General features: G+C 42.6%; 11 protein-coding genes. 7 read left to right on the top strand and 4 right to left on the bottom strand.

Annotation, left to right across the window (positions count from 1 at the left end; all coding sequences use genetic code 11):
• Window positions 1–275: 275 nt before the first annotated feature.
• The 5 genes from IQ246_RS18915 to IQ246_RS18895 all read left to right on the top strand — a co-directional run bounded on the left by IQ246_RS18915 (window position 276) and on the right by IQ246_RS18895 (window position 6127).
• Window positions 276–1217: a glycosyltransferase family 2 protein gene (locus IQ246_RS18915; protein ID WP_194004884.1), complete on the top strand. Its 942-nt coding sequence runs from the start codon at window positions 276–278 to the stop codon at window positions 1215–1217.
• Between the two features lie 13 nt (window positions 1218–1230).
• Entirely contained in the window at window positions 1231–2172 is a 942-nt protein-coding gene (locus IQ246_RS18910) for a glycosyltransferase family 2 protein (RefSeq protein WP_194004883.1), read from the top strand.
• A 90-nt stretch (window positions 2173–2262) separates the two neighbouring features.
• A complete protein-coding gene (hpsU, locus tag IQ246_RS18905) occupies window positions 2263–2826 on the top strand; it encodes a hormogonium polysaccharide biosynthesis acetyltransferase HpsU (protein WP_194004882.1) in 564 nt (187 codons plus the stop codon).
• 188 nt (window positions 2827–3014) lie between these two features.
• Window positions 3015–3455 (top strand): hypothetical protein, encoded by a 441-nt coding sequence (locus IQ246_RS18900; protein WP_194004881.1) that lies wholly within the window; start codon window positions 3015–3017, stop codon window positions 3453–3455.
• The gene (locus IQ246_RS18895; RefSeq protein ID WP_194004880.1) at window positions 3455–6127 is read left to right on the top strand and encodes a ParA family protein; all 2673 of its coding nucleotides are present in this window, start codon (window positions 3455–3457) and stop codon (window positions 6125–6127) included. The genes IQ246_RS18900 and IQ246_RS18895 overlap by 1 nt, the downstream gene beginning before the upstream one ends.
• A gap of 64 nt (window positions 6128–6191) precedes the next feature.
• On the opposite strand, the gene IQ246_RS18890 is transcribed toward IQ246_RS18895, so the two are convergent.
• The 3 genes from IQ246_RS18890 to IQ246_RS18880 form a co-directional block, all read right to left on the bottom strand.
• Window positions 6192–6986, bottom strand: coding sequence for a DUF928 domain-containing protein (locus tag IQ246_RS18890; RefSeq protein ID WP_194004879.1), 795 nt, complete (start codon window positions 6984–6986; stop codon window positions 6192–6194).
• 32 nt (window positions 6987–7018) lie between these two features.
• Window positions 7019–9343: a CHASE2 domain-containing protein gene (locus IQ246_RS18885; protein WP_194004878.1), complete on the bottom strand. Its 2325-nt coding sequence runs from the start codon at window positions 9341–9343 to the stop codon at window positions 7019–7021.
• 463 nt (window positions 9344–9806) lie between these two features.
• A complete protein-coding gene (locus IQ246_RS18880; protein WP_194004877.1) occupies window positions 9807–10754 on the bottom strand; it encodes a DUF1822 family protein in 948 nt (315 codons plus the stop codon).
• Window positions 10755–11537: 783 nt separating this feature from the next.
• Between IQ246_RS18880 and IQ246_RS18875 the strand changes: the two genes are divergently transcribed.
• Window positions 11538–12497 carry an orange carotenoid protein N-terminal domain-containing protein gene (locus tag IQ246_RS18875; protein WP_194004876.1) on the top strand — a complete coding sequence of 320 codons (960 nt, stop codon included), beginning with the start codon at window positions 11538–11540 and terminating at the stop codon, window positions 12495–12497.
• 117 nt (window positions 12498–12614) lie between these two features.
• Here the strand turns inward: IQ246_RS18875 and uvrA are convergent, their stop codons facing one another.
• Complete coding sequence (gene uvrA, locus IQ246_RS18870) at window positions 12615–15569, bottom strand: excinuclease ABC subunit UvrA (RefSeq protein ID WP_208492210.1); 2955 nt, start codon at window positions 15567–15569, stop codon at window positions 12615–12617.
• A gap of 1360 nt (window positions 15570–16929) precedes the next feature.
• Between uvrA and IQ246_RS30490 the strand changes: the two genes are divergently transcribed.
• The coding region (locus IQ246_RS30490) for a type I polyketide synthase (RefSeq protein WP_194004875.1) at window positions 16930–24691 on the top strand (7762 nt) is incomplete at its 3' end.

The raw sequence follows: 24691 nt of genomic DNA, 5'->3' as shown, positions 1-24691 counted from the left end.
GGGCTCGGAGATGTGGATAAGAGACAGGGCATGGGGCATGGGGCATGGGGAAGAATTACTAATGCCCAATGGTGGCGGGGCGACTTGACGACGATGCCCACTTTCACAGGTGTGGTTTCCCGCCGCTTATTATGAAGTTTTAAAAATTATATCCGAAGAAACTCGGTTGGTGGGTTGGGAATTTTTAGTTTAGATTAACAGGCAGCAAGATGTGAATAGTGAACAGTCATCTCTGGACACTGATAACTGAAAATCGACAACTGATAACTAACAAAATGCCAGACCCCCAAATTTCTGCTATTATCTGCACTCATAACCGAGATATCTATTTAGGTGCTGCGATTGATAGCCTTTTGGTGCAGGATTTCGCTGCTGAGTTTGAAGTTGTGGTAGTAGATAATGGGTCTGGCGATCGCACTCGTGAAGTTGTAAAACAAAGAGCGGGTGATTCCCGTCTGAAGTACATCTTTGAACCTACTATCGGTTTATCTGTTGCTCGGAACACTGGTGCAAGAGTTGCTCGTGGTAATATTCTTGCTTATTTGGATGACGATGCCATAGCTAGCCCTGGCTGGCTACAAGTTTTGTATTTTGCCTACCAAGATAATTCTCAGTTAGCGATCGCCGGGGGCAAAGTCACTTTACTATGGCCTCAAGGCATCCAACAACCACGGTGGCTATCTCCAGGGCTAGCTGGAAATCTGGGAGCATACGACTTGGGTGATAGCATCATTAAGATTGAGCAGCCAGGTTTAACACCCAGAGGCTTAAATTACTCTATCCGCCGCAGTTTTCTTGAAGAAATCGGAGGTTTTGATCCTCAGCTTGGTCGAGTGGGGAAAAACCTCTTATCTAATGAAGAACTGCAAATGACCGAATTTGCCCTACAGCGTGGTTGGCAAGTCGTTTATCTTCCTAAAGCTTTAGTCGCTCACAATGTTGCCCCAGAACGTCTGCAACGTTCCTGGTTTTTAAATCGAGGCTGGTGGCAAGGTATCAGTGAATGTTATCGGGAACAACTCTCCGGTAAAGCTGGTATCGCTCAATTGCAGCGGGGTAGCGAGCGATTTTTACGTGGTTTATATAAAGCAGTGCAATATTTCTCCGATCCAGCAGAACGATTTGACAAACTTGTATACGCTTATGGTCAAATTGGTTACTTAAATGCCGCTATTCAAGGTCTTCTATTTCCAAATCAAATAAAGAATAACAAATAAAAATTAAAATTTTATGTCATCTAAAATACCAGTTTCAGTACTAATTCCAGCCAAAAATGAAGAAGCAAACTTACCAGCCTGCCTCGCTAGCCTCACCAGAGCGGATGAAGTGTTTGTAGTAGATTCTCAAAGTACCGATAATAGCATTGAAATTGCTAAAAGCCACGGTGCAAATGTTGTGCAATTCAGCTTCAATGGACACTGGCCCAAAAAGAAAAATTGGTCTTTAGATAATCTCCCTTTTCGCAACGAATGGGTGTTAATTGTAGATTGCGATGAGCGCATTACCCCGGAACTGTGGGAAGAAATTGACCAAGCAATTCACAATAATGAAGATAACGGTTACTACCTCAACCGCCGTGTATTTTTCTTAGGAAAATGGATTCGCCACGGTGGTAAATATCCTGATTGGAATCTGCGTTTGTTTAAGCATGAAAAAGGTCGCTATGAAAACCTTAATACCGAAAATATTCCCAATACTGGTGATAACGAAGTTCACGAACATGTGATTTTAAAGGGAAAAGTCGGATATCTCAAAAATGATATGCTCCACGAGGACTTCCGCAACCTTTACCACTGGTTAGAACGGCACAACCGCTATTCCAACTGGGAAGCCCGTGTTTATTTCAATCTTCTAACAGGTAAAGATGACAGTGGTACTATTGGTGCAAATCTATTTGGTGATGCGGTACAACGCAAGCGCTTTTTGAAAAAAGTGTGGGTGCGTCTGCCATTCAAACCAATTTTACGATTTGTTTTGTTCTACATTATTCAGCGCGGTTTTTTGGATGGCAAAGCTGGATATATCTATGCACGCTTGCTGAGTCAATATGAATATCAAATTGGGGTCAAACTTTACGAATTACGCCACTGTGGTGGTCAGCTAAATACTACAACTACTTCTAAGTCTGTGCCAACATCTCTAACTCAAGAAATTGGGCAAACAGCAAGTTAGAAGATATTGGGAGTGGGGTAGTGGAGGATACGTGTAAATACTGAACTTTTGACTCTTGACTCTTGACCCTTGACTTTTGACTCTTAACCAATGACAAATGACCAACCTTTTGTAGATTTACGTAAATATGACCAATCTTGGTTTGATCGAGGACGTCCAGGTTGGTATATTTTGTTGTGGTGGATTGTGCAGGCGATCGCTTTTCCTCTCACACCTCAACCGCTGAATATTTTGCGTCGCGCCTTACTGCGGTTGTTTGGCGCTCGTATTGGCAAAGGTGTGCTGATTAGACCTACAGCCCGCTTCACTTACCCTTGGAAAGTCACCATTGGCGATTACAGTTGGATTGGAGATGATGTAGTTTTATACAGCCTCGATCAAATCCTTATTGGTGAGCACTGTATCATTTCGCAAAAAACTTACTTATGTACTGGTAGTCATGACATCCAAGACCCTGCTTTTGGTTTGAAAACAGCGAGTATCACCATTGGTAATGGCGCATGGGTGGCGGCAGATTGTTTTGTGGGGCCAGGAGTGCAAATTGGGGCTAATGCGGTAATTGGTGCTCGTAGTAGTGTTTTTACTCACATACCTCCTGGCCAGGTTAGTTGGGGAAACCCCTGCCGTCCGCAGTATTTGAGGCTTGAAAAATAGGAAGATAGAATACGTTTTGGTTGAATGATGCGATCGCTTTGAAAAGGCTTGAGGATGTGTAGATGCACAGGATGACCCTGTAGCAGCGCACTTGTTTCGATAAGATCTAGATATTTTGAGATTATAGTGTTTAAAATATCTACAATGCTTGTATTTTTAAAATTTATATATGGCGAATACATTTGTTAATGGATACTTACGATAGACGTTGCCAACTAGGTGCTTCTCGTCGTCGGATTGAAGATGCCCTAGCTTTGCATAACCATAAACGTTGGACAGGTGCTATTTATCTTGGTGGTTACGCGATTGAATGCTCTTTAAAATCTCTCATCTGTTACGAAGAAAGTAAAAATAATTTTAAAGATACGAGAATATTTCAGAAGGGACTGCAAGCAGCTAGTCTGCATAATTTAACAAATTTACTTGATAGTTTGCCCATACTACAACGTACTATAAAGTTAGACAGAACTGGTATTTATAAACAGGCATGGAATCTAGTTTCATCCGTCTGGCGTAATGATGAATTACGATACTCAGACAAATTAGGTGATGAGGAAAATAGCAAAAAATTTATCGAAGCAGTGCAAACTTTACATCGATTCCTGCTATACAAGCAAGGCGAGGTATAATGACGAACTCCAGTACTCTAACACCTCAAGAAATTCAGAAGTATTTAAGCGATAATTTAAACTTTGAAGACAAACAAGTACAGGTAAGCGTCAAACGTACTTCATTAGGTTGGCTAAAAATTCGTATTATTACCGATTGCTTTGAAGGTAAAGCATTAATTGAACGTGAACAAAAAATAGATAATTTGCTAATAAATCTTGATTCTAATTTGAATCTTGGACGGTATCCAATTACTGGCTATGACTTATTGACGCCACAGGAAGACACCAAACAGCCCACCCAATACATTCAGTTACCACTCTGGTCAGATATCTTAATGGCTCCGGAACCTGATCACCCAGAAGAAGTAGATGAAGATAGTCCGAAAAGACCTTTTGTCGTTACTTTTTACTCGTTCAAGGGAGGTGTGGGTCGCTCTACGGCATTAGGATTAGTAGGAGGTATACTGGCAACCCGCAATCGTCGCGTAGTCATAGTAGATTTCGACTTAGAAGCTCCTGGAATTTCAATTATGTTTCAGCAGGATATTGAAAATACCAATGGAGAACGGTATGGGGTATTAGATTACTTACACCAACGCTACCTTACTCCTGAAGAAAATATTCCTAATATTGGTGATTGTATCCGCCAGATAAATTTACAAACTCGCGGCGAACTTTTTTTAGTGCCAGTAGGAGAGTATGACGAAAATTATATTCATCGGCTAGCTGACCTGGATATGCGATCTTTCTATAGGTCTAGCCATAATGCAGTAGAGCAGCTGATGAAAGATATTAAAGAACAACTAGATCCAGATGTAATTTTGATTGATGCTCGTCCTGGATTTAATGATGTAGGTGCGATCGCACTGTTCGATCTGGCAGATACTGCTATCATCTGTTTTTCGCCAACTGAGCAGAGCTTTGAGGGACTACGTTGGGTTGTACAAGCAACTCGTAAACAACAAAAATATCAGGGTAAGCCCGATGCACGATTTCTACTAACACCTGTGCCAGTAGTTGCATTTGAGCAGCATCAAATTTGGATAAATAAAGTCGAAAGTTGGATCGAAGACAACTGGGGTTTACCTGATGGAGTAAATGTCGGACAACTTTACAACGAAGTTTTATACAATCCTAATATCGCAACTTTGTCTAGTTTAGTCAATGATATACCAAAGAGTTTACTAGATACTTATCTACCTCTTGCTGATACTATTGATGCTAGTTTGCCAGATATTCAACCTAAGATAGCGACTAGAACTATTGGCAACCCGAGAACAATTCTAAATGAGTTACAATTTCAGGCAGCAACTGCACAAGAATTAGAAACAGCTAATATTCCGAATATCTTTCAACGTACAGAAGATTTTCCTAAATTTTTGATTAATCGAACTTGGCTAATTCGAGGGGCCAAGGGAACTGGTAAAAGTCTTTTGTTTCGACTGTTTGTAGAACAACCAGATGCAGCCAAGGAATTAGCTGAATCTGATGTCAATTTAAGTAATGTCAATTTTATTCCAGGACATGGTCAACCTAGGGTAGCAGGAACCATTCTGGAAAGTCTCGATCTAGCTAGCTATGAACAGCAAGTTGGTGAGGATAACTGGCAATTTTTTTGGCTCAATTATAGTCTTTTACAACTCTGCAATCGTAAGTTAGAACTACGTTCGATTTCTAGTTTAGATGAAAAGTTAGTCGTGTTGAGCGCTCAAGAAAACCTTTCTCATGCTGATATTGTTTTATGGCTAGTAGAGCGATCGCAATCTCCAATGAAACGACCGCAAGCTGCTGACGAGTTACGTGCAATTGACCAATGGTTACAGCAGAATAATCAAGTGGTTTGGCTACTTTACGATGAGCTAGATGCTGGCTTTGGTTCTAGTCTAAAAGATTATGAACGACGCCGACGGGCACTCGAAGCATTGCTTGCTTGGTGGTTGGAAAACGGCACTAGTCTCAAGCAGATTGTACCTAAGATATTTTTACGCGAAGATATCTGGAATCAACTCAACTTTACTAATACAGGACATTATAGTGGGCGCTCACTTCAGTTACGTTGGGAAGAGGCTGATCTCTGGCGACTGGTGCTTCGCCAAGCCCTTAAAAGCTCTGAATTTTTGAGAAAATCTTTGGAGGAAAAGTTAGGAGTTACTGTGGAGCGGCTCAATATAATTGGGCTGGAACAATTGCGTCAAAGCTTGTATCCTCTGTGGGGTGAGCGAATGGGGCGTACAAAAAAAGCCTATACTTATAACTGGGTTCGCAACCGTATTGCTGACGGTCAAAATAACTGTTTTCCACGCAGTTTGGTATTGCTTTTAGAAAAGGCAGTCGAAATTGAGAAGGAATTTTCTACAGAATACAGTTCAGAGATAACTTTGCGTCCAAAAGCATTGATCGATGCTTTTCCCTACGTGTCTCAGCAACGTGTAGCTGAAGTGCGAAATGAATACCCGGAACTAGAGAATTTTTTAGAGAGACTTCAAGGTGAACGCTCTCCTATTGATGAGAATCGCCTAGCTGAAAGATGGAACATAGAGCATAGTGAATTAACCCCTTGCATCCAAAACATGGTCGAAGCTGGTATTCTTACAGAACGCTCTCGTCCCAAAGATCCTCCTCCCCTTGTTTATAGTGTTGTTGAGTTGTACCTCTATGGACTAGGTATGGTTCGTAAAGGACAGCGATAGGAAAATGTTTAAGAGGAAATGGGGAGACATCAGTAAAATTCCCTTGTCCTCCCTATCCCTTCATCTACCGTGTTTCTAGAAAAATCGGTTCCGTGGCTAATTTATCTAAGCCGATGCTGGCAAGCAAATCCCGCCACTCTGCTTGAAGTTTCGTATCCTGGGGATTTTTCTGGTGCAGTTCTGCTAGTGTCGTCAGTGTCTCGTACCATATCCCATTTTGGGCATAAATAACAAAGCGCTTAAAAGGTTCTGCTTTGTCTAGCTCCTGAACAGTTGTCTGTTTCAAGTTGACTCGTTGTATCACCCCTTCAATGTAAATCGGAGGTGATTCTTTTTGTTGATCACAGTAGACGCTGAAAAACCAGCGATATTGTTTGCCTACTTCTAATGCGGGAGCATCAGCAGGTAAAGAAACACGGATTACTCCCGAACGCCCTGGTAGGGCGATCGCTTTTTGATAAATAGAGTTTGATTCCTGATCTTGCAGTACAAATTCAGCTGGATAAGCAGAGTCCTTGGTGTATGGCACATAAAACAACCAGCTTGGGCGTTCTACGGTTGTCAATCCCCAGACATTCTTCACTTTGGCAGGTTCTTCGGTAAAGGGGACTAGGGCAGTGAGTTGAGTTTTCACAGTTGGACACATACTTAAGCTGCCTCCACGACTAGCTCCTCCAGTTGGACGACCTCCCGGCGGAGGCCCAGGTGGAGGTGGGGGTGGCGCAAAGCGTACAACTTGAGAGCGAGCTGAAGCTGGTAAAGTTGGTTTTGCCAGTACTGAGGTTAGGCTACTCAATAAACTTGTGTAGCTAAAAGTTAGTATTAAAAGCAGTGTTATCGATTGCGAATTTGACTTCATTAAAACTTTTCCTTGAGTCAATTAGTAATGAGCTAGGATTTTTGATCACTTTTTATTTTTGAATTATGAATTGACATCAAGCCAACTGTCGCCGCCAATGACAAAGCCGATGGTACAAAAGGCACCCAAGCACCCAAAATTAATAGACCAAAACAGAGCAGATACAGAACGCCAGAGGTAACACCGACAGCCAATGTTAACCAGGAAAGCGATCGCCATTGCCAAGCAAGTGTTCCTCCAACCACAGACCAGCCCCAAATCCAGACCACCTCAACCCACAGTGACCAAACCCGCAGTAACGGACGTCCATGTAGGACATTACTAAGGATTTGGCTAACCATATTCGCTTGTACCAACACTCCTGGCATTTGCTCTTTGAAGAAAGCTCCGTAGGGCGTAGACCAGGCGTCTCGAAAATCCCCTCTTCCCACCACACCAATCAGAACAACCCGGTCTTTGACGGCACTAGGGTTAACCGGGTTAGATAAAAATTGCGTTAGCGTTACCTGCTCAGCTATCTGCTTGGAGGAACGGTAGTTGAGTAAGATTTGTCCACTGGCATCGATGCCTTGATAGCCGCCAGCGCGAGCCTTCAAAGTTGGAAAAACATGATTACCCAACTGTAAATTCCCTGTAGAGGTGAACTGAGGTTTAATTCCTAAATGCGATAGATAGCGAAATACCAATTGCATACTGAGCGCGTGGGAAGCAGAACACAACGATGCTGCTTCCTGGTTCATGAATAGCAGATGTCGGCGTAAAACCCCATCGCTATCTTGAACGAAGTCGCTGAATCCCAGACGTGATTCTGGGATTTCCGGCGGTGGCTCAATGCTTTTGGTGTTGACTGTTGTATCACTTCCCTTGCATACGCCAATTAAGTTTTGAGTATGCTCAAGACGAGTAGTTAAATCTTGGTCTTCGGCCGGAAAATCACGGTAAATATCCAAGCCGATCACTCTGGGTTGGTACTGCTCCAGTTTTGCTAGTAGTTTGTTGAGAGACTTATCAGAAAGGGAAGTTCCTTTCAATGATTCGCCATTTTGTCGTTGAGTTGCTAGGTCAGTGTCATCAATTGTCACTATCAACAAGTGTGGATCAATTCCTTCATCAGGACGCGATCGCATCATCAAGTCAAAAGCATTTAACTCTGCACTTTGCAGTAGTCCTACAAACCTCATTCCACAGACCAAGGTTGTAATTGCTAGGCTTGAGAATAAAGGCACGTTAAATCTGCGTTGAGAAGAGGGAGATAAATTCGGTGTTTCTTCGGGGTTTGCACACCTTAGTTCCTCCCAAGTAGGTGATCTTTGTGCTGGATTTTGGCAAATTACTGGTAGCCAAGTTGCACAAGGAAATTTATCCTCAAGTCCTTGCAAGCGTTCTCGCGCTTGCCGTACCGCCTGGTATAGAGACTCACCACCTGCAAAGCCTGCTAAAAAATACTTCAAAAACTCGTGAGCAACCCGATCTGGGACGGGTTCGCGCATGATGATCATTTGGGGGATTTGCAAATCAGCCAGTTCTCGCGCCAATCCTAATCCATCACAGGAGTTAAATATTGCCAGTTGCAAGCCATTTTCAATAGCTTTTTTGAGAGCGTATTTTAACTCGCCAATGGTCAGGCTATCAGTTTGATTCAGGTAAATTCGCCCACTTTCTCCATTCCCTTGACTTGAACTGTGACCGGCAAAAAAAAGAATATCCCAGTTTTTCCCCCACAGATGGTCAGTTAATTCCTTGCGCTGTGGTTCTACTACGAAGCTAATATCTGCGTTGCTACACTTTTGTAGTAAAGCTTGGTCAGCCTGAGTGTCAATTCCCTGACTATTACCGATAATTGCCAAAATATTCACCGCATGGTTTCGGTTGCATGGTTTGATAATGCGATCGTAGGTTGGTGAACAAAGGGCGATTTCAGTCTTGGGATAGCGTTCTAACAAGTCCCACAGATGCCAAGGTAATAGCTGCAATTGGCTATTTTCCGTTTGCAGAATTACTCGCACTTCTTCTGTGGGCAATAATTTCTCTAGCCATTTCTCTCGGAGGGAGCGAAACTCTTCCGCCCGTAGCCAAGTGTTGAAGCGTGCTCGTAAAATATGGGCAGTGTTTTCGCAATCTTGGATCATCGATACATTTGTCACCTGCACTTGATCAGCATGGAGGCGATAACGGTTGCCCAAATGTCGATAACTAGACTGCCAGTGGCTATAGTAAAGGGGCATTTCGGGTGATGGAGGTAGCTTACCCGTAATTTCTGTTGAGGGACGCTCGTATTCTTCACCAATCTGAAGGGTGACAGCAAATCCCTGCTCAAAACTACCCTCTCCAAATTTCAGAACTACTAACTTACCCATGATGTCGCTTTACTCCAACTCAAAATCACCGAATTTCTGATGCCTCTACCTTGTCTTCTCCTGCTAAAAACTTTGCGCGTAACTTGCTTTTCCGTAGAAGTACGAGAATACCAAACTCTACTTTTTGCTTTCTTCTATAGAATATCAGTTCTATTTTCCAATACGGTAGGAGGAGCTAACGTTGCAGGAGGGTTAGCCAGATCCAAAAAACTGCTGTCTCGTACTGACGCTAATTTTCCAAAATAGGGCGACAGATTCAAAGAATGTCACCCAGCTTAAATCTGACTTTCTTAATTACGAATTGATATGACTTGTTGTAGATATCCTGAAAGTAGCAGCGTTCAAGTGTTCATGACCAACACTCAGAAGCTACCGCTCAAACTTCTCTCAAAATTCAAGCCGGATTTTTAATTCCCAAATTACTGATTAATAATTACCAACCAAACTTGAAAATTTATCTGCTTCAAATCATGAAATGTTCGGTGATGCTGGTATCGTGTAATGCTACTCTAACGCTAAATAGCTCTGTGGGTTCACCACGAAACTGCAACTGAATGTAGTTGTCTGATTTTCTAGCTTGAGCTTCTAGAAAAACCCCTCCTGAACTATCTATTACAGTAAGCTGCACTCCTTGGGGTAAGTAGATTTGACTACCAGTAGCGTGTAACTGAAGACGAATACTGGTTTGTTGGTCAGTTTCGGGAGTGATTTCCACCATCAACATAACGGGCTGGTTGAGAATTTGGATTCCCAAATCCATCAATTTTGCACGTCTGGTTACTGCTTCTAGCTGGTTGGAGGTATTTTTTTCCACAGTCTCAGTACCACGAAAGGCATAAGCTGGTCTAAGTTCTGGCACGTTCCATAAGGATTCAATAGTTTGCCAGCCTGTCTCAAATATCCCAGCAAACCACTGACTCAAATTCACTAATGGGGTTGCTAAATGATCAATTAACGCTTCTAGAGGTTGCAGTTGAGTTAAAGCCAGTATTTCGGTTGTGACTTGAGGGATAAATCCTAGCAACTTTGCTTCTTGGAGCGATTCATCAAATTGAACTACTAAATAACCTACCCGTTCTTCCCAGGTTTCTGGAGGAATGGCACATGTCTGCTGATGCAGACGTACAGGGCGACACTCCAAACGACCAACTGAGGGTATTTCCAGATCAGCCACATTTGCACAAAGACGCATAACGGGGTTCCAACTGTCACTGGCTTGGAGGTTAGTAGGAATTTCCATCATTTGCAAGTAGTCATTCACCACCCACACAGCTAATGTATTCAGTCTAACTTGCTCTGCTTTTTCAGGAGTTGGCTGCTGATTGGCAAACTGCTGGGCAGTTATGCGAGCTATTTGGGAGATTGGCAACGTTATTGCGAAATCGTCTAGCTGATAGGTGGTGTTATTCATATATTAATTTACCAGTGGTCAATGCTGCTATCTACATATCGCTCACATTCACTAAATTTATGCCATAAAACTGACATTGACTGGGGACTGAAGATGGGAATAGGGCACAGATTATTTCTTATCACTTCGAGCCTATACCTTCTCCCCTAGCCTTAATACCCAAGACGTAGCTGTCCCATTTTTGGCTGATTTCTTTTTTCTGCGCTATTTCAGCGTTAGTACTGAGTTTAAGAAAGATCACAGATCAAGTTGCGATCGCCCCGTGGTCGATTACCAAAAGTTTCATTGGAAAACGGATATCAAGCAGATTTCTATTAGCTTGGCGAATAGTTGTAAATACGCTCTAAATTGAAATCAATACAAAATTTTATTGTTATTACAATCATTAGTCTCTAACTACATTTATTTACCTATTTAGATAGATACCATTTACTAACACATCTTAATTTTAAGATGTAAACTAATTTCTCTACTTTTAGATAGATGTCATTTACCCGATTAACTTTGTATGGAAAAATAGCTAGTCGGAAAACTCTGCTTTGACTGAGGTATTAACTTAGTTTAAAAAATAATTGGTATGCATTTTAGTCAATGATATCCATTAGATAAATCTTAGTCTTTTGTTAATGTTTTCAAGGTACGATACCAGAGTAGTTGATGACTTGAACTTGGATATCTAGGGATGGTTGTGTCATCCCGGAAAAATCCCCTAGATTTATCCCTCAAGCTGTAAAGTGTCGCTGAAAGCAACCAACTAATAGGTAAATCTCTGAGGTAATAAGCATGAATTACACTATCGAGTCCGCGCGTAACATTTTTTCTAACACCCAAGTGGCGGATGCTGTTCCAGCCACCACAGCAATGTTTGCCAAGCTCAACATTGACGACAAACTAGCATTTCTCTGGTATGCCTACACCGAGTTAGGTCGTACAATTACTCCTGCTGCTCCTGGAAAAGCAAATCTCCAATTGATGGAAGGTATATTCAACCAAATTAAGCAGATGTCTCATGAAGAACAAACACAACTCATGAGGGATCTTGCAACTAATGCTGACACTCCTATCAGCCGTTCCTATGCATACTTTGGTGTCAATGCAAAATTGGGTTTTTGGTGGCAGCTAGGAGAGTGGATGAAACAGGGTATCGTTGCTCCCATGCCATTCGGCTATCAAATGTCAACTGAAGTTAAAGCAGTACTAGAAGCAGTTCAGAAAATCGATCAAAGTCAGCAAATTACTGTATTACGAAATACTGTAGTAGATATGGGATTCGATCCGGCTCAGTCTCCCAAGCAAGAAGCAGAAGTCATAAACTTCACATTCCCACGCACATCTCAACTTCCTCAATCTCCTATTGAGGGGGTAACAGAGCCGACAGTGCTGAAATACATTCAAGCAATGAACGCAGATAATGTTGAAGCTGCTGTTGCTTTATTTGCTAACAACGGTGCATTGCAACCGCCTTTCCAAAAACCGATTGTTGGGCGAGAGGCTATCACCGCTTACCTGCGAGACGAAGGACAGGGATTAGTGATGAAGCCAACGAAAGGCATCTCGGAAAGCATAGAAGATGGTTATACACAGCATAAAATTACTGGTACGGTGGAAACTCCTTGGTTTGGGGGGAATGTGGGGATGAATATTGCTTGGCGATTCTTACTCGACCCCCAAGGGCAAATTTACTTTGTAGCGATTGACTTATTAGCATCTCCTAAAGAACTGCTCAACCTGGTACGCAAATAGAGTGCTAGAGCATCGATTCAGTAATCGCAAAAACCCGATTTCTTTTCGGTAAAACGACCAATTATCGTTGACTGTAGAGACGTTGCATTGCAACGTCTCTACAGCATTGCAACGTCTCTACAGTTGCATTTTTTTCATTGCTGGATATTGCTGCAAAACCTGCTGCAAATATTGCCCAGTATAAGACCTAGGATTAGCTGCGACTTCCTCTGGTGTACCTACAGCAATTAATTCACCGCCTTTATCGCCACCTTCTGGCCCCAAATCTATTACCCAGTCAGCACAACGAATTACATCTAAGTTGTGTTCAATTACTAAAATGGAATTACCTTTATCTACCAAACGTTGCAACACATCTAATAATTTGTGGACATCGTAAAAAGATAAACCCGTGGTCGGTTCATCTATTAAATAAAGTGTTTTACCTGTGGCGCGTCGAGATAGTTCAGTTGCTAATTTTACCCGCTGTGCTTCACCACCAGATAAGGTAGTCGCAGGTTGACCAAGTTTAATGTAACCTAATCCTACATCAAATAAAGTTTGCAAGCGAGCAACAGCTTTAGGAATATTTTGAAAAAACTCTAAACTCTCCTCAACTGTCATGTTGAGAACGTCAGAGATAGACTTGTCTTTGTACTTCACTTGCAAAGTTTCACGGTTGTATCTTGCACCTTTACAAATTTCGCATTGCACATAAACATCGGGTAGAAAGTTCATTTCAATGACATTCACACCCTGTCCGCTACAAGCTTCGCAACGCCCACCTTTAACATTGAAAGAAAATTGTCCAGGTTTGTAACCCCTAGCTTTGGCTTCTACTGTTTGGGAAAACACATCCCGGACAGCATCGAAAATACCTGTGTAAGTTGCAGGGTTGGAACGCGGTGTACGTCCAATTGGGGATTGATCTATAACGATCGCTTTATCAATAGCATTTAATCCCTGTATTTTATCTAATTCTTTGGGTAAGGGGACTTTCTTAGTTAAATGGTGTTGCAGAGATGGGTAAAGTAATTCGTTAATCAGGGTAGATTTACCAGAACCTGAAACACCAGTGACAGCGACGAGTTTACCTAGTGGAATTTCTACATCTATATTTTTTAGATTGTTGCGATTAGCACTTTTGATTACCAAACTGCGACCATTTCCTTCTCGGCGTTTTGCTGGTGTGGTAATTACCCGCCGTCCTGATAAATATGCACCAGTTAAGGAATCTTCTGCTGCTAGCAACGCCTGGAAATCGCCTTGGGCGATAATATTTCCGCCGTGAATTCCTGCACCAGGGCCAATATCAACTATGTGGTTAGCTGCGCGAATTGTCTCTTCATCGTGCTCGACGACAATTAATGTATTACCTAAATCACGTAACTTAGTTAAGGTTTTGAGTAGCCTTCCATTATCTCGTTGATGCAAACCAATACTTGGTTCATCTAAAACGTAGAGAACTCCTGTTAAACCAGAACCAATTTGTGTTGCTAAACGAATTCGCTGTGCTTCGCCACCTGAAAGCGTCATTGCTGGACGGTCAAGGGTTAGATAATCTAATCCTACATCCAGCAAAAATTGCAATCTAGCTTTGATTTCTCTGAGTACTAAATCAGCAATTTGTAACTGGCGATCGCTTAACTGGAACTGATCAATTCTCTCTCGACAATCTCGAATTGAAACCCCAGTCAACTCTAAAATTCCATATTGTCCTAACTTCACCGCCAAGGCTTCCGGTTTTAATCGCTTTCCCCCACACATCTCACAGGGCTGATCAACTAAATAATCCTCCAGCTTTTGCTTAACTATCTCTGAAGCCCCCTCATACTGTCTTTGCAGTATGGGAATTACCCCTTTAAAATTCTGTTTTTTATCTCCCTCTTTGGTTGGTTCTCCATACAAAACGATCTGCTGCTGTTCTACTGTCAGCTTGCTCCAAATGGCCTGTAATTCAAAACCATAAGCTTGTCCCAAACTGTAGAGCAATTCCAGATAGTAAGAATTATCTTTTTCTGACCAAGGCGCGATCGCAGCATACAATGGCGACTCTGGATCAGGTACTACCAAATCAGGCGAAAATCTTTTTAAAGTTCCTATCCCGTGACAGTGGGGACACGCACCATAAGGTGAATTAAACGAGAATAATCGCGGCGATAATTCTTCCATTACCGCTCCATGTTCTGGACAAGCGAAATTTTCCGAAAATACTAATTCTTCTTCTTTGTCATTTGTTATTTGCTCTTGGTTATCACTAGTGACAGATGACGAATTACTAATGACAATATTGGCAATACCACCTGATTGCTTGAGACACGTAGACAGAGAATCGACCAGACGCTCTTGGATACCAGGTTTTTTTACCAGGCGGTCAATTACAACTTCAATGGTGTGAGTAAAATTTTTATCTAATTCAATCGAATCCGATAGTTCTCGCACTTCGCCATTGACACGCACACGGACAAAACCTTGAGATGCCAAACTAGATAACAGCTTACGGTGAGTGCCTTTTTTACCTCTGACAACGGGGGCGAGGATTTGAAAGCGGGTGCGATCGCTCAATTCCATAATCCGATCAACCATCTCATCAATTGTCTGGGGTGAGATACAGCGATCGCAAATCGGACAATGGGGTTCACCAGCGCGACCAAACAACAGCCGCAGATAGTCATAAATCTCCGTTACTGTGCCGACAGTAGAACGGGGGTTATGAGAAGTTGACTTTTGGTCAATGGAAATTGCTGGACTTAAGCCTTCAATCGCCTCCACATCCGGCTTATCCAATTGTCCTAAAAATTGCCGCGCGTAGGCGCTGAGGGATTCCACATAACGACGTTGACCTTCTGCGAAAATGGTATCAAATGCTAAGGAAGATTTACCCGAACCAGAAACACCAGTAAACACAATTAGGCGATCGCGCGGTAATTCCAAGTCAATATTCTTCAGATTATGCTGCCTAGCACCCCGAATCCGAATGGTATTCTGGCTGTTATGGTTAGGGTAGGGAAGATGTCCGTTTAGAAGAGAAGCCTGAGCGGAGGTTTCCTCCGATCGGAACTTCGGGGATGCGGCTAGCTGTTGATCTGACATATCGGCAGGCTGATGGTGAGAGGCGGCGTGAAACAATCCTTAATAATACTATCTTTATTATGGTTATGGTAGAACAATCGTACTGTTTTTAGTGGCGATCGCTCCACATTCATCCTGCAGATATCCCCCCCTATCTCCTAACAGCTTTCTATATAGGATTCCTATTTGATTTTTGAAAGAACTGCGTACACCTCTAACTCCCTTTTTTCCCATTTCCCATTCCCTATCCCCTATCCCCCATTCCCTGTCTCTACAAGTCAGTTCACGAATCAAATCGGATTACTATACCATTCACAGTAATCATCCACAAATTTTATAGTTTCCGCAGGCTATCTTCCCTCAAATATAGCCCAGCAAAGAGTTTAGGACACTTTACCCTATTATTCTCTCATGATAGTGATGAAAGAACGCTAAAAAACAAGGGAGATAGTAGCTATGTTGCAATTTAAATGCTGATTAGCTTATCACTACCACAATGTAAACAAATAATTAAGTCCCGTTAAATAGATTGAAAGTAATTGACATTTATGTATCTTAAGATATATGCTTTTTGTGACTAAATAACTTGATAGTAAGCATCTGAAAACAGTGTACTAGCTGCCTTCCTAATGGCTACTATGTTTGTCAAAGCGCCTGAAAAGCTTAGAGTGTAGAGTAACTCCCTAACTTCAGTTAGGGGCTTAATACAAGGAAGTCTTGTTTTTTTGGGCTGCGCCTTTCAAAACAAATGTTTTTCTCTCCACGACTGAATTCGAGGAATTGTACCATCTTTTGGTGTGGAAACATAACATCTTTCCTACGCCCATTTCATGGTCAATCTATAGAGATACATCACTAAGTTAAAAACTATGAGATTAAATTGATGAATCAATGACCTGTGCTAAAACAAAAGTCTACAGAATTTTGTCAAAACTGGCAAAATTACCCATAGATAAACGTTTCACTTCAAAGGTAGTTTGTCAATTCAAATCCTTATACTGCGGTCAATACGTTAAAAAAACTTGGAGAAACCTTAAAGGAATTTTTAGGAATTATTGTTTTTGCCAAACCTCAGAGAAAAGTGAGTTAATCGTGAAAGCATCACCAACTCACCCTCGTAAATTGGCAGAGGTATTGTAAATATCCATCCATTTGTTTGGATAGAATTCACTCTGGTAAGTAGGTGGGCGTGAGATAACCAAAATGTGTAACAAAAACTAAAGACAGTCAATGAAATAAGTAGGTATAAACAATGCCAACACGCCCTAGAGTATTTCGGAACCAGGAAGAAGATAGAACTTTATTTGAGTTAAGGACAGCCACAACGGTGTCACAGAAAGTATTCAAACACCCCCTAAGAAAAAATTATTAAATATTAGTCATGCGAAGTGATTTATACGAAGGAAGTTATCCTCAAATAAATACTTTAGTTAATATTCTGGTTTATAGAGCTTTTTACCAACCAGAAAGTATAGCTTATACATTTTTGCTAGACGGAGAAACAAAAAAAGTCAGTCTAACTTATCAAGAATTAGACCAAAAAGCGCGAGCTATTGCAGTTGAGCTTCAGAGGCTAAAAGTTACACCAGGTGAAAGAGCTTTGTTGCTGTATCCGTCAGGATTAGAATTCATTGTGGCCTTTTTCGGTTGTTTGTATGCCGGGGTTGTAGCCGTTCCTGTATATCCACCCCGACGCAACCAGCGCATGAATCGATTACAAGCAATTGTTAAAGACTCAGAGGCAAAATTTGCCCTGACTACAGCATCCATCTTGACTAATATTGAACAAGGCTTTTCACAAGAGCCAGAATTAACAGCTTTGCATTGCCTAGCCACTGACAAGATTCTCGATTACGAGGCTGCTAATTGGCAAAAACCAAACCTGGACAAAGACACACTAGCCTTCCTTCAATACACTTCAGGTTCTACAGGAAGACCGAAAGGAGTGATGGTAAGTCATGGTAATTTGCTGCATAATCAGTCGATGCTCCAAGCTGCGATGGGGCATACAGAAAAAACTATTTATGTCGTTTGGTTGCCCCTTTTTCATGACATGGGATTGATTGGGAATGTATTACAGAGTCTATATTTGGGCGTTCCCTGCATTGTCATGTCGCCAACAGATTTTATTAAAAAGCCTTTTTTGTGGTTACAAACAATTTCCCGCTATCAAGCAACCACCAGTGGAGCTCCTAACTTTGCTTATGACTTGTGTATTGACAAAATTACCCCAGAACAGCGTGCTACTCTGGATCTGAGTAGTTGGGATGTCGCCTTTAATGGTGCGGAACCAATTCGATCCCAGACTCTAGAAAGATTTACGCAAACTTTTGCTCCTTGTGGCTTCCGAAAAGAAGCTTTTTATCCCTGCTATGGGATGGCAGAGGCTACATTACTGGTGTGTGGAGGCTTAAAAACTGAGCCGCCAGTGATTAGCTACTTTGATGCTACAGCCCTAGAAGAAAATCTGGTGGTTCCTCGGACTGTTGAGCAAAAAGGTAGTCGCGCCTTGGTGGGTTGTGGTCGGATTTGGTTAGACTCAGAAATTGCGATCGCCGATCCTGTGACATTAAAGCGCTGTCCAGATAATCAAATAGGAGAAATTTGGGTATCAGGTGGCAGTGTAACTCAAGGATACTGGCGGCGACCAGAGCAAACAGAAGAAACTTTCCACGCTTACTTAAAAGATGCTAGCCCGAACAGTTCAAGGCAATTTCTGCGTACAGGAGACTTGGGCTTTATCCAGGATGGTGAGTTATTTGTGACTGGTAGGCTAAAGGATGTAATTATCATTCGCGGTCGCAATCATTATCCCCAAGATATTGAACTAACAGTAGAGCAAAGCCATCAAGCACTAAAATCTGGTGCGGGAGCGGCGTTTGGTGTGGAGATTGATGGACAAGAACAATTGGTAATTGTTCAGGAAGTAGAGCGGACTTACTTACGAAATCTCGATGTGGATAGGGTAGTTGAGGCGATCCAAACAGCAGTATCTCAATTTCATGAGCTACAAGTTCATAGAGTGCTGTTATTAAAAACAGGAACTATTCCCAAGACTTCTAGTGGTAAAATTCAGCGCCATGCTTGTCGAGCCGGATTTTTAGCGGGGACTTTAAATGCTGTGAATACTATAAATACAGCAGACAAGGAGATTAACCCCCAACCCCAAAGGAAAGAAGTCAGCAAAAAAATTGAAGCTCAAGTTCGCCAAGGTTCTTTATTACAATGGCTAAGTGAAGTCATCATCCAGGACATTGCTAACTCTTTAGGAAAGCAGCCAAACCAAATTTCCCTTGATCGCAGTTTTCACAGCTTTGGGATCGATTCCCTCAAAGCTGTAGAGATGATGGAAACCTTAGGGGAAAAATTTGGTTTTTCTATCTCTCCCACCTTATTGTTTGAATATCCTACACCTACGGAATTTGCCTTACATCTAATTGAAGTGCAAAAAAAACAGTTAGAGAAATATTTGTTGCTCAACTGGGAACCTGCTAAATTATGGGCTAGAAAGGCAGAAGGTAGAGAGCAGGAGGCAGAAGGAATACTAACGCCTTCTTCAACTCTTCAGTTATCTAACCCTTCAGGTGCAAGGGTAGTTGAACTGACTAACGATCGCATCCGCGCTGAGGATATTGCTGTCATTGGGATGTCTGGACGCTTTCCCCAATCTCCAAACTTGCAATCATTTTGGCAACTTCTATCAGAAGGGAAAAATACCATCACCGAAGTACCTAGCCTGCGCTGGAATTTAGAGGACTGGTATGACAAAAATCCTGATGCACCCAACAAAACATATTCCCGTTGGGGTGGATTCATCGAGCATATTGATCAATTTGACCCTCTGTTCTTTCAAATTTCACCACGAGAAGCCGAGTTAATGGACCCCCAACAACGCCTATTCTTAGAAGTGGCTTGGGAAGCATTGGAAGACTCTGGCTACTCACCTGAAAGCTTTGCTCAGACTCAGGTAGGTGTTTTTGTCGGCTGTAGTAACAACGGCTATTACCAACGCATTGCACCTGCTTTAAACCCATCAGATTATAGTGCAGGAATTGGTAATCAGAATGCCATGATTGCCAACCGTGTTTCTTTCTTGCTGAATCTGCGCGGACCTTCAATCTTGGTTGATACTATGTGTTCGTCCTCGCTGGTGGCGTTACACATGGCCTGTCGCAGCTTGCATCAAGGTGAATGTACAACGGCTTTAGCTGGAGGGGTAAATCTTTTATTGTCTCCAGAATATTATGTTGGCATGAGCCGGATGAAAATGCATTCACCCAACGGACGCTGTGCCAGCTTTGATCGCCAAGCTGATGGTATCGTTTTAGGTGAAGGAGCAGGGGCAATATTACTAAAACCACTAAGTCTTGCTTTAAAAGATGGCGATCGCATTTATGCAGTAATTAAAGGATCGGCTGTCAATCATGATGGCCGGACAAATGGGATCACCGCCCCTAACCCTCGTTCCCATGCAGAGGTAATTTGTCAAGCTTTAGATGCAGCGGGGATATCAGCCGATACGATTTCTTATGTCGAGGCACATGGAACTGGTACTTCCTTGGGAGATCCCATTGAAGTTGAAGGGCTGACAAAAGCTTTCCGCAAATACACACAACGCCAGCAGTTTTGTAAAATTGGCTCAGTTAAAACCAATATTGGGCATTTAGAGTGTGCTGCGGGTATAGCCCAAGTGATCAAAGTAATTTTGGGGATTCAGCACCGTCAAATACCTCCCAATTTGCACTTTCAGCAGCCTAATCCTCTAATTCCCTTTGCCGAAACACCCTTTGAAGTCAATACCAAGCTATGCCATTGGGAATCAGCGGGCTTGCGGAGAGCCGGAATTAACTCCTTTGGGATTGGGGGTACTAATGCTCATATTGTGATCGAAGAAGCACCACAATTACAGCTTTTAACACCAGAAATTGAGCGTCCCAAGCATCTGCTCACCCTATCGGCAAAAACTGAAAAAGCCTTGATCCAGTTAATTAGTCGTTATGAGACTCATTTAGCAGCTCATCCAGATTTAGATTTAGGAGATATTTGCTTTACAGCCAACACTGGACGCTCCCATTTTCAGCATCGAGCAAGTGCGATCGCCACATCAACATCTGACCTGCATCAACAGCTAGTTAACTTTAGAACTCAACAAGAAGTTACAAGCCCGAAAATTGGGAGCATACAGGAAGCTACGCGGTCTAAAATAGCATTCTTATTTACTGGACAAGGTTCTCAATATGCAGATATGGGTCGCCATCTCTATGAAACCCAGCCGACCTTCCGCAAAATTCTTGACCACTGTAATGAAATTCTGCTTCCCTATCTTCCAGAACCACTGCTCAAAGTCCTTTATCCGCAACCGGGAGAGATTTCGCCCATTGACCAAACCATGTATACCCAACCTGCCTTATTCTCCTTAGAATATGCCTTAGTGCAGCTTTGGAAATCTTGGGGTGTGGAACCCTCTGTGGTGATGGGTCATGGTATTGGGGAATATGTCGCGGCTTGTGTCGCAGGGGTGTTTAGTTTAGAGGATGGGCTAAAGCTGATTGCAAAACGGGCACGTTTGATGCAAAGTTTACCGCAACCAGGAGAGATGGTTGCAGTATTTGCTTCTGAGGCAGCTATTCGTGCTATTACAGAAATTAATTTTGCACAAATTGGGATGGCGGAGCCAGCCATAGGCATCGCAGCCTATAACGCCCCCGAAAATACCGTAATTTCTGGAGAACAGCAGGTAATTCGGCAAATCTGTGGGAATCTAGAAGCCGCAGGTATTCAAACAACAAAGCTTACCACCTCCCACGCTTTCCATTCTCCACTCATGAAGCCAATATTGGCAGAATTTAGGCAAATTGCTGCCACTGTTACTTATCATGCGCCGCAAATTGACATCATCTCTAACGTTACCGGAGAGCAACTAATAACTGTCAATCCTGAGTATTGGTGCAATCATCTCATCTCTTCAGTGCAGTTTGCTAAGGGTTTACAGGGGCTATATACCGAAGGTTATGAGATTTTTCTGGAGATTGGCCCAAAACCAACTTTATCTGGAATGGGTAGTAAATGCCTTGGCAGTCAGGGTGGTTGGCTGCCTAGTTTGAATCAAAGACGCGGAGATTGGCAGCAAATACTCGAAAGTTTAGCAGAACTATATGTACGTGGGGTACAGGTGCAATGGTCTGGTTTTGATCATGATTACTCCCGCCGTCGTGTACAACTACCAACTTATCCATTTCAGCGCAAAAGTTATTGGATTGAAGCACCAGTCAGTACCAAAAATCATCAATCTGAGACAACGATATCTGCACCGTCAAAGGCATTACAGCCCCAATTAAGCGCCACAAGTGGTAACGGCGAACAGGTAGCTACTCTCAATAATAATCAAGTGGGTACGCAGATATCCATTGCCTCCAAGGCCATACAGCCCCGAATCAACCGTCTAGACACAATTGTGGCTCAATTCCATTCTCGAATGGTAAATTTACTGAAAGCCGATCCATCGGAAGTAAATATTCATACTCCTTTTCTGGAGTTAGGGGCTGACTCACTAATGTTGGGCGATACCAAAAATTATATAGACACCACTTATGGTATTAAGATTACTATTAGTCAATTATTTGAAGAATTGACAACTATCTATGCAGTAGCATCCTACATTGAGCAGAATTTGCCGCCAGAACCTCCACAGCCAACTGTTGTAGATTCTCAAAATACTTCTCAAGTAATTGTTGAGTCTGATGGCCAGTCTCAGAACCAACAGCGAACACCAGCCAGGGAGGCAAGAGTAACGGTAGCCCAGACAACAGTGGAAAGAATCATGCTGCAACAACTGCAAACGATGTCTCAGTTGATGTCTGAGCAATTGGATGTTTTGCGTGCTACCGGGTTACCCACAGAGAATATATTTTCATCAGCAAATGTAAATTCTCATCCAGCATCTCCCGCGCCTGTGGTTCCTCTAGCAGTACCACAAAATCAGGTTGTACAAAACACATCTGCTACTATCAATCAACTTCAGTCTCATCAAACTATTGCAAAAAGTATCTCTCCCGTACAATTGCCACCAACAGAAATAAATCTGCAACAGCAGCAGCATTTAAAAGAACTAATTGCAAATCATACTCAAAAGACACAAACATCAAAGCAAAGTGCCCAAAGCGATAACTCATTGTTAGCAGATAGTCGCGCTGTCGCGGGATTCCGCCCTTCTACCAAGGAAATGTTATATCCGAGAGAAGGTAAACTACCTCTTTGCCTATCTCAACAAGGATTGTGGTTTAACGAGCAGTTAGAGCAAAATAGCGCGTTTTACAGCGTTCCTGTTGCGCTGCGGTTACAAGGTCAGCTAAATGCAGCAGTTTTAGAACAAAGTTTTCAAGAAATCATTCGCCGACATGAAGCTTTACGTACTAACTTCATCACCTTAGATGGACAACCATATCAAGTCATCCATCCTGATTTAGATTGGCAAATATCAGTGGTGGACTTACAACATTTATCAGTTAGTGAACGAGAAAGCGAAGCTCAAAAAATAGCGATCGCCGCAGCGCAACGTCCATTTAATCTAGAAACAGAACCATTGGTGCGGGCTACTTTATTAGTGCTGTCCCCGACAGAGTACATCTTACAACTGACAATACACCACATTGTCTCTGATGGCTGGTCGATGAACATACTGATAGAAGAATTAACCGTACTGTACACAGCTCTTATTCAAGGTCAACCTTCTCCTTTAGCCTCATTACCCATTCAATATGTTGACTTTGCTCTGTGGCAAAGACAATGGTTACAAGGAGAAGTTCTTCAGTCCCAACTTGCTTACTGGAAACAACAATTATCAGGTGCAGCCACAATCTTATCACTGCCAACAGATAGACCAAGACCAACAATGCAAACTGTCCGGGGGGCGCATCAATCCTTTGCCCTCTCGCTTGAGCTAACAGATGGGCTGAAAGCACTGAGCAAAAAAGCAGGTGTCACTTTGTTTATGACAATGTTAGCCGCCTTTGACATCTTGCTTTATCGCTACACAGGACAGACAGATATTTTAGTAGGTTCCCCCAACGCCAGCCGCGATCGCCCAGAAATTCAAGGATTGATTGGCTACTTTGTGAATACCTTGCTGCTTCGTGCAGATATGTCAGGTAATCCCAGTTTACAAGAATTTCTCCAACAAGTCCGCAAAACAGCCTTGGGAGCTTATGCCCATCAAGATGTACCTGTAGAAGAGCTAATTGTAGCATTACAGCCAGTAAGAGACTTAAGCTACACACCACTCTTTCAGGTAATGTTTGCTCTTAATACTGTTACCCCACTCTCAGAAATGCAGTTACCTGGTTTAACCTGGAGCCGCATGGTAATTGAGAATTACACCTCCCCATTCGATTTAACTTTAACTTTAGAGAATACTGCTGAAGGATTGGTAGGTTCATGGGAATATAACAGTGACCTGTTTGATGCGGCAACGATTACCAGAATGATGGGGCATTTCCAAACCTTACTGGAAGGGATTGTCGCTCACCCAGAACAGCGAATTGGGGAATTACCAATGCTGACGGCACCTGAACGCCAGCAATTGCTGTTTGAATGGAATGACACGCACACAGAATATCCCCAACATCAGTGCATCCATGAGCTATTCGAGTCGCAAGTGGAGCGTACACCAGATGCAGTGGCAGTGGTGTTTGCACAGCAGCAACTAACTTACCGACAGTTGAATAGTCGCGCCAATCAACTAGCACACTACCTGCGTTCTTTGGGTGTGCAAAAAGAAGTATTAGTGGGATTATGCCTAGAGCGCAGCTTAGAACAGTTAGTCAGCATCTTGGCAATCCTCAAAGCTGGTGGAGGTTATGTACCTTTAGACCCGGATTATCCACAACAGCGATTGAGTTATTTGCTAGCAGATGCCCAAGTAAAGATAGTGCTGACTCAACAATCACTACTAGTGATATTGCCCACTGACCTAGAACAAGTCATCTGCTGGGACACAGATGCACAGAAAATTGTCCAACAAGCTGTTACCACCCTCAACAACGTCGCTGCACCAGAGAATGTCGCCGCCGTCTTTTACACCTCTGGTTCGACGGGCACACCCAAAGGGGTAGTGATGACCCATCAGGGATTAGTCAACTATGGAC

This window comes from aff. Roholtiella sp. LEGE 12411, assembly GCF_015206995.1.
In the GTDB taxonomy this organism is placed as follows: domain Bacteria; phylum Cyanobacteriota; class Cyanobacteriia; order Cyanobacteriales; family Nostocaceae; genus Komarekiella.
Note: the sequence above shows the minus strand (reverse complement) of the source record. Positions and strands in the feature narration are given on the sequence as shown.

Coding starts and splice junctions, on each gene's coding strand:
- IQ246_RS18915 (WP_194004884.1), top strand. CDS start 276: ATGCCAGACCCCCAAATTTCTGCTATTATCTGCACTCATAACCGAGAT.
- IQ246_RS18910 (WP_194004883.1), top strand. CDS start 1,231: ATGTCATCTAAAATACCAGTTTCAGTACTAATTCCAGCCAAAAATGAA.
- hpsU (WP_194004882.1), top strand. CDS start 2,263: ATGACAAATGACCAACCTTTTGTAGATTTACGTAAATATGACCAATCT.
- IQ246_RS18900 (WP_194004881.1), top strand. CDS start 3,015: ATGGATACTTACGATAGACGTTGCCAACTAGGTGCTTCTCGTCGTCGG.
- IQ246_RS18895 (WP_194004880.1), top strand. CDS start 3,455: ATGACGAACTCCAGTACTCTAACACCTCAAGAAATTCAGAAGTATTTA.
- IQ246_RS18890 (WP_194004879.1), bottom strand. CDS start 6,986: ATGAAGTCAAATTCGCAATCGATAACACTGCTTTTAATACTAACTTTT.
- IQ246_RS18885 (WP_194004878.1), bottom strand. CDS start 9,343: ATGGGTAAGTTAGTAGTTCTGAAATTTGGAGAGGGTAGTTTTGAGCAG.
- IQ246_RS18880 (WP_194004877.1), bottom strand. CDS start 10,754: ATGAATAACACCACCTATCAGCTAGACGATTTCGCAATAACGTTGCCA.
- IQ246_RS18875 (WP_194004876.1), top strand. CDS start 11,538: ATGAATTACACTATCGAGTCCGCGCGTAACATTTTTTCTAACACCCAA.
- uvrA (WP_208492210.1), bottom strand. CDS start 15,569: ATGTCAGATCAACAGCTAGCCGCATCCCCGAAGTTCCGATCGGAGGAA.